Source organism: Mangrovactinospora gilvigrisea, from assembly GCF_001879105.1.
Taxonomy (GTDB): Bacteria; Actinomycetota; Actinomycetes; order Streptomycetales; family Streptomycetaceae; genus Mangrovactinospora; species Mangrovactinospora gilvigrisea.
Window position 1 is genome coordinate 37,729 of sequence record NZ_MLCF01000080.1, and the last position, 6,360, is coordinate 44,088.

The following is a 6,360-nucleotide window of genomic DNA, read 5'->3' on the forward strand; positions in this document are numbered from 1 at the left end:
TGCGCCCGAACCGGCCGGTGCCCCTGCCACGGGGGGACCTCATCGACACCGGTAAGGCGGCGCGCCCCTTCGAACCAATCACGAGATTCCGTGGGTGGCCCGTGGCACCTGCGAGGAAAGCAGTTGAGATGAACCTGCTCGACGGCGTCGACGCCGCATCGCTGCGGAGCGACATCCCCACCTTCCGTCCGGGTGACACGGTCAACGTGCACGTCCGGGTCATCGAGGGCAACCGCTCCCGCATCCAGCAGTTCAAGGGCGTTGTCATCCGCCGCCAGGGCGACGGTGTCCGCGAGAGCTTCACCGTCCGCAAGGTCAGCTTCGGCGTCGGTGTCGAGCGCACCTTCCCGGTGCACACCCCGATCGTCGAGAAGCTCGAGGTCGTGACCCACGGCGACGTCCGCCGCGCCAAGCTGTACTACCTGCGCGACCTGCGCGGCAAGGCGGCGAAGATCAAGGAGAAGCGCGACAACGCGCCCTCCGCCAAGTGACGCGCTGAGCCTTACGGCCTCGCGCCTCCGATGGCAGAAGACCGCGGCCGCGCCGCAGTCGGACCCGACGAAGAGCCCAGCTCCTCGGTGGGATCCGCTGCGGCGCGGCCGCGGTCTTTCCGCGTGCCCTGGGGCTGGATCGCCTCCATCGCCGGCATCGCGCTCGTCATCGGCCTGCTCAACGCCTATGTGGCGGAGCCCTTCACGGTGCCCAGCGCCTCGATGGAGAACACCCTGAAGCCCGGCGACCGGCTGATCGTCGACAAGCTCTCCTACGCCTCCCATCCGCCGCGCCGCGGGGACGTGCTGGTCTTCGACGGGGACGACGCCTTCGGCGGGGGCGGCGACTACGTCAAGCGCGTCATCGGCATCGGCGGCGACACGGTGCGCTGCTGCGACGCGGACGGCCGGATCACGGTGAACGGCAGGCCGCTGCACGAGAGCGGCTACCTCTACCCGCACAACGCGCCCTCGAAGACGCGCTTCTCGGTGACGGTGCCGAAGGGGCGCCTGTGGGTGATGGGCGACCACCGCGCCGACTCCAGCGATTCCCGCGACCACCTGGGCGACCCGGGGGGCGGGATGGTCCCGCTGGACATGGTGGTCGGACGGGTCGATTGGGTGGTGTGGCCGGTGAGTCGCTGGCGCTCCCTTTAGACGGGTAGTGCCAGCATGGGGGAGGCGCTGTGTTCAATCGCGGCGGAAACTGGGAAACTTCCGGCCGAAGTCGACCCGGCCGCGTCCTTCGGCGGCCTCCGCTCGTTAAGTGATACACAAGGCCGGAACTTCAGTTGGGCCGCGCGCCGCCGAGCAGCGGCGGACGCGGCGGGGACGCGAGGCAGTGGGTGACAGCGAGGTGACCGTGACCGAGGGGACACAGGGCTTCGACGGGGGAGGGTCCTCGGGCGGCAGTTCGACCTCCACCGACAAGTCGGGCAAGGCGGACGGCAAGGGCAAGAAGGGCAAGGAACGCTCCTTCTGGAAGGAGCTGCCGATCCTGATCCTGATCGCGCTGGTCCTCGCCCTGGTCATCAAGTCCTTCTTCGTGCAGGCATTCTCCATTCCGTCGCAGTCGATGCAGAACACCCTGCAGGTGGGCGACCGGGTGCTGGTCGACAAGCTCACCCCGTGGTTCGGCGCTAAGCCGGAGCGCGGCGACGTGATCGTCTTCCACGACCCGGGCCACTGGCTGGGCGAGCAGCCGCCGTCCACCCAGAACTCGGTCGGCAAGGGCATCCAGACGGCGCTGAGCTGGATCGGCCTGATGCCGTCCGCCAACGAGCAGGACCTCATCAAGCGCGTCGTCGCCGTCGGCGGCGACACCGTCCAGTGCAGCGGCACCGGCACGGTCTCCGTCAACGGCAAGGCCCTGGACGAGCGTTCGTACATCTACGAGCCCGGCTACTCCTGCAGCGACAAGCCGATCCACGGCGGCAAGCCGTACACCGTCCCCAAGGGATACGTCTGGGTGATGGGCGACCACCGCCAGGACTCGCTCGACTCCCGCTACCACGAGACGGAGAAGGGCGGCGGCGCGGTGCCGCTGAAGGACGTGGTGGGCCGGGCGTTCGCGGTCGCGTGGCCGATCAACCGCTGGGACCTGCTGCAGGTGCCGCACACCTTCGCCTCCGTCCCGAACCCGTCCTCGGCGGCCTCGGCGCCCATGTCCGGGGGGAGCGGCAGCAGTGCGCTCAACCCGGTGAGCGCCCCGCTGCCGGGCGCCGTGCTCGCCGCCGGGCTGCTGCCGCTGGCGTGGCGCCGGAGGCGGTCGGGTACGGTCTTGCGCCATGACAGCAACGGGGACGGGCGCCGGGACGACGGGCGCGACTGACGGAGCCGCTGCCGGGGCCCGCCGCGGGCGGGCCTGGCAGCGGGTCCAGGGTGTGCTCATCGGCGTCGGGATCGTGGCGATGCTGGGCGGATTCGGCATGCTGGCCCTCAACTACCGGCCGTTCGCCGTGCCCACCGACTCCATGAAGCCCACCGTGCAGCCGGGCGACCGGGTGCTGGCGGACCGCGTCCCCGGCACCTCGGCCCGCCGCGGCGACGTGGTCGTCATCAAGGACCCGACCTGGGGCGCGCTGCCCGAGGTGAAGCGGGTGGTGGGCGTCGGCGGCGACCGCGTCTCCTGCTGCAACAAGCAGGGCCTGCTGACGGTGGACGGCAAGCCGCTCAAGGAGACCTACCTCGCCCCCCGCCCGCTCGGCGACCGCACCGCCCACCAGCAGAGCGCGCTGAGCAAGTTCGCCGTCACGGTGCCGTCCGGGCGGCTCTTCCTGCTCGGCGACAACCGCCTCAACTCGATGGACTCGGCGGCCCGGCTCGGCGACGGGAAGCACGGCACGGTGCCGGTGGACGCCGTGGTGGGCCGGGTGGAGGCGGTCGCCTGGCCGTCGGACCGGATCGGCCTGCTCGGCGGCGACCGGGCCGGCCGCGCGGTCTTCGCCGCCGCGGGCGTGCCGGGCGCCGCGAAGGACGCGGGCGGCGGCGCGGGGCCGCTGGTGCCGGCGCTGGCGGTCTGCGTGGGCGGCGTGGCGCTGCTGCTGCTGACGACCCTCGCCGGAGGCGTCACGGCGATCGCCGCCAGGTCCCGGGAGCGGCGCGGCGCCTGACGCCGCGGCGTCCGGGCACGGGTGTGCGGGCGTGCCGCCGCGGATGGCGCGGCCCCCGAGGGGCAGAATGCGGGGGTGACCGAGCAGCCGCGCCCCGCCGAGACCGGACCTCCCGTGGTGGACCGGACGACCGCCCGCGTGCTGCTGCTCGACCCGGCCGACCGGGTCCTGATGCTGCACGGCCACGAGCCCGACGACCCCTCCGACACCTGGTGGTTCACCCCCGGCGGCGGCGTCGAGCCGGGCGAGACGCTGGAGCAGTGCGCCCTGCGCGAGCTCGCCGAGGAGACCGGCATCGCGGACGTGGAGCTGGGCCCGGTGGTGTGGCGGCGGCGCAGCGACTTCCTCTTCGCGGGGTGCCGCTACCGCTCCGACGAGTGGTTCCACCTGGCGCGCACCGCCGTACCGGGCGAGCGGGCCGGCGCCGACACCCGGGGCTGGACGGATCTGGAGCGGCACAGCCTGCGCGGGTTGCGCTGGTGGACGGCGGAGGAGCTGGCCGAGGCGGAGGCCGGCGGGGAGGTGGTGCACCCGGCCGGGATGGGCGGACTGCTGGCCCGACTGCTCGCGGACGGGCCCGGCGCGGAGCCGCTGCGGCTGGACGACCAGATCGAGTGACGGGCCCCGGCCGCGGCCGGGGCCACAATGGGTGACGGAAGAGTGGAGCGGGCGGTTGCGCCGCCCGCCGCGTGCGAAGAGGGGAACGTCTCGATGAGCGCCGAGGACCTCGAGAAGTACGAGACCGAGATGGAGCTGAAGCTCTACCGGGAGTACCGGGATGTGGTCGGTCTCTTCCGTTATGTCATCGAGACCGAGCGGCGCTTCTACCTCACCAACGACTACGAGCTGAAGGTGCGGTCGGACGGCGGCGAAGTGTTCTTCGAGGTCGCCATGGCGGACGCGTGGGTGTGGGACATGTACCGGCCGGCGCGGTTCGTGCGCCAGGTGCGGGTGCTGACGTTCAAGGACGTCAATGTGGAGGAGCTGACCAAGAACGACCTCGAACTGCCCTCGGACGAGGCGGGGTTCGGCGGCGGGAGCGGCAGCGGCCAGTAGGCCGGGCGGGTTGCTCGGGTTATCCACAACCCGCCGGTAACATTTTGTGCAGGACCGGTCACCCCCGCGAGTCTTCTCGCGGGGGTGATTCCTTGTGACCGGAGAGAAGACGGCGCGCGGGGGCGGCGAGGGCCGCGGAGGCCGCGGTCCGGCGTGCGCGGCGGGCGCGATGGGCCGCTACGGCGAGGACGTGGCCGTCCGCTGCCTGGAGGCGGCCGGCATGCGGGTGCTGGAGCGCAACTGGCGCTGCCGGCACGGCGAGATCGACATCGTGGCGCAGGACGGCGACGTCCTGGTGGTCTGCGAGGTGAAGACGCGCAGCGGCACCGGCTACCAGCATCCGCTGGCGGGCGTGGGGGAGCGCAAGGCGGAGCGGCTGCGGCTGCTGGCGGAGGTGTGGTTGGCCCGGCGGTGGCCGCGCTTCGACCGGCGGGCGGGGCCGCCGGGCGGGGTGCGGTTCGACGTGGTGGCGGTGGTGCGGGGGCGCCGCGGCGCGGCGCACGTCGAGCATGTGCGGGGGGCGGTGTAGATGGGGTTCGCGCGATGCTGCTCGGTGGCGCTGGTCGGGGTGGACGGCGTGGTCATCGAGGTGCAGGCCGATCTGGAGCCGGGCGTCCCGGCGTTCAGCATCGTCGGCCTCCCGGACAAGGCGCTCAACGAGTCGCGGGACCGGGTGCGGGCGGCGGTGGTCAACAGCGGCGAGAAGTGGCCGCAGAAGCGGCTGACGATCGGGCTGAGCCCGGCCTCGGTGCCCAAGTCGGGGTCCGGGTTCGACCTGGCGGTGGCGGCGGCGATCCTCGCGGCTGAGGAGCGGATCCCGGCGGCGGGGCTCGCCGGGGTGCTGCTGATCGGCGAGTTGGGGCTGGACGGCCGGGCCCGGCCGGTCCGCGGGGTGCTGCCGTCGGTGCTCGCCGCGGCGGACGCCGGCTACCGCCGGGTGGTCGTCCCGGAGGCGACGGCGGCGGAGGCCGCGCTGGTGCCGGGCGTCGAGGTGCGGGGCGTCCGCTCGCTGCGCGAGCTGGTGGCGCTGCTGGGCGGGGAGCCGCCCGCGGAGGATCCGTCCGGCGGCCGGAAGCCGATCCCGGAGGAGGGCCCCGACGAGGCGGCGGGCGGCGGACCGCGCGATCCGCTGCTCGCCGGGCTGATGCTGCCCGGCGCGGGCATCGACGCCCGCGGCCCCGAGGCGGGCCGCCGGCTCGACCTGGCGGAGGTGGCCGGCCAGCACCAGGCCCGCAAGGCGCTGGAGATCGCCGCGGCGGGCGGCCACCACCTGCTGCTCAAGGGCCCTCCCGGGGCCGGCAAGACGATGCTCGCCGAGCGCCTGCCGGGGCTGCTGCCGCCCCTGGAGCCGCACGAGGCGCTGGAGGTGACGGCGGTGCACTCCGTCGCCGGCCTGCTGCCGACGGGCCAGCCGCTGCTGGAGCGCCCGCCGTACTGCGCGCCGCACCACTCCACCACGATGGCGGCGGTCGTCGGCGGCGGCTCAGGCCTGCCGCGCCCGGGCGCGGTCTCGCTGGCCCACCGCGGGGTGCTCTTCCTCGACGAGGCGCCGGAGTTCTCCATGCGGGTGCTGGATTCGCTGCGGCAGCCGCTGGAGTCGGGACGGATCGTGGTCGCCCGCGCGCACGGGTCGCTGACGCTCCCGGCGCGGTTCCTGCTGGTGCTGGCGGCCAACCCCTGCCCCTGCGGCCGGTTCTCGCTGCGCGGCGGCGGCTGCGAGTGCCCGCCGCGGCAGCGGGAGCGGTACTTCGCGCGGCTCTCGGGTCCGCTGCTGGACCGCGTCGACCTCCAGGTCGAGGTGGCCGGGGTGAGCCGCGTGGAGCTGCTGGAGCAGCAGGAGGAGTGCGAGTCCAGCGAGACGGTGGCCGCCCGCGTCCGGCAGGCCCGCAAGCGGGCCGCGGCCCGCTACGCGGAGACGCCGTGGCGGCTCAATGCCGAGGTCCCCGGCCATGAGCTGCGGACGCGGTGGCCGGTCGCCTCCGGGGCGCTCGGCCCCGCCGAGCGCGACATGGAGCGCGGCCTCCTGACGGCCCGCGGCCTCGACCGCGTCCTCCGCGTCGCCTGGACCATCGCCGACCTGCACGCCGACGACCGACCCGGCCCCGATCACATCCGCCTCGCCCTCGCCTACCGCACCGGCACCAACCGCGGCACCCGCCACCCCCGAGGAGGCCTCCTGTGACCACCCCAGACCCCACCCC

8 protein-coding genes are annotated in these 6,360 nt (G+C 73.9%); all 8 read left to right on the plus strand.

What is annotated here, in order from left to right; all coding sequences use genetic code 11:
- Positions 1–128 precede the first annotated feature (128 nt).
- Positions 129–491, plus strand: coding sequence for a 50S ribosomal protein L19 (gene rplS, locus BIV57_RS15155; protein ID WP_071657335.1), 363 nt, complete (start codon positions 129–131; stop codon positions 489–491).
- A gap of 30 nt (positions 492–521) precedes the next feature.
- Positions 522–1,148, plus strand: a complete 627-nt coding sequence (gene lepB, locus BIV57_RS15160) for a signal peptidase I (RefSeq protein ID WP_071657336.1) — start codon at positions 522–524, stop codon at positions 1,146–1,148.
- A gap of 205 nt (positions 1,149–1,353) precedes the next feature.
- The gene (gene lepB, locus BIV57_RS15165; protein WP_071657346.1) at positions 1,354–2,322 is read left to right on the plus strand and encodes a signal peptidase I; all 969 of its coding nucleotides are present in this window, start codon (positions 1,354–1,356) and stop codon (positions 2,320–2,322) included.
- Positions 2,279–3,103: a signal peptidase I gene (lepB, locus tag BIV57_RS15170; RefSeq protein WP_079170350.1), complete on the plus strand. Its 825-nt coding sequence runs from the start codon at positions 2,279–2,281 to the stop codon at positions 3,101–3,103. The genes lepB (BIV57_RS15165) and lepB (BIV57_RS15170) overlap by 44 nt, the downstream gene beginning before the upstream one ends.
- Before the next feature lie 75 nt (positions 3,104–3,178).
- Entirely contained in the window at positions 3,179–3,721 is a 543-nt protein-coding gene (locus BIV57_RS15175) for an NUDIX hydrolase (RefSeq protein ID WP_071657338.1), read from the plus strand.
- A gap of 93 nt (positions 3,722–3,814) precedes the next feature.
- Positions 3,815–4,159, plus strand: a complete 345-nt coding sequence (locus BIV57_RS15180; RefSeq protein WP_071657339.1) for a DUF2469 domain-containing protein — start codon at positions 3,815–3,817, stop codon at positions 4,157–4,159.
- 169 nt (positions 4,160–4,328) lie between these two features.
- On the plus strand, positions 4,329–4,688 hold the full coding sequence (locus BIV57_RS15185) for a YraN family protein (RefSeq protein WP_071657340.1): 360 nt from the start codon (positions 4,329–4,331) through the stop codon (positions 4,686–4,688).
- Complete coding sequence (locus BIV57_RS15190; RefSeq protein WP_071657341.1) at positions 4,689–6,341, plus strand: YifB family Mg chelatase-like AAA ATPase; 1,653 nt, start codon at positions 4,689–4,691, stop codon at positions 6,339–6,341.
- Positions 6,342–6,360: the final 19 nt, after the last annotated feature.

What these genes read in the sequence shown, in the direction of transcription:
- BIV57_RS15180 (WP_071657339.1), top strand. Translation starts at nt 3,815, where the DNA reads ATGAGCGCCGAGGACCTCGAGAAGTACGAGACCGAGATGGAGCTGAAG.
- BIV57_RS15190 (WP_071657341.1), top strand. Translation starts at nt 4,689, where the DNA reads ATGGGGTTCGCGCGATGCTGCTCGGTGGCGCTGGTCGGGGTGGACGGC.
- lepB (WP_071657336.1), top strand. Translation starts at nt 522, where the DNA reads ATGGCAGAAGACCGCGGCCGCGCCGCAGTCGGACCCGACGAAGAGCCC.
- lepB (WP_079170350.1), top strand. Translation starts at nt 2,279, where the DNA reads ATGACAGCAACGGGGACGGGCGCCGGGACGACGGGCGCGACTGACGGA.
- BIV57_RS15185 (WP_071657340.1), top strand. Translation starts at nt 4,329, where the DNA reads ATGGGCCGCTACGGCGAGGACGTGGCCGTCCGCTGCCTGGAGGCGGCC.
- rplS (WP_071657335.1), top strand. Translation starts at nt 129, where the DNA reads ATGAACCTGCTCGACGGCGTCGACGCCGCATCGCTGCGGAGCGACATC.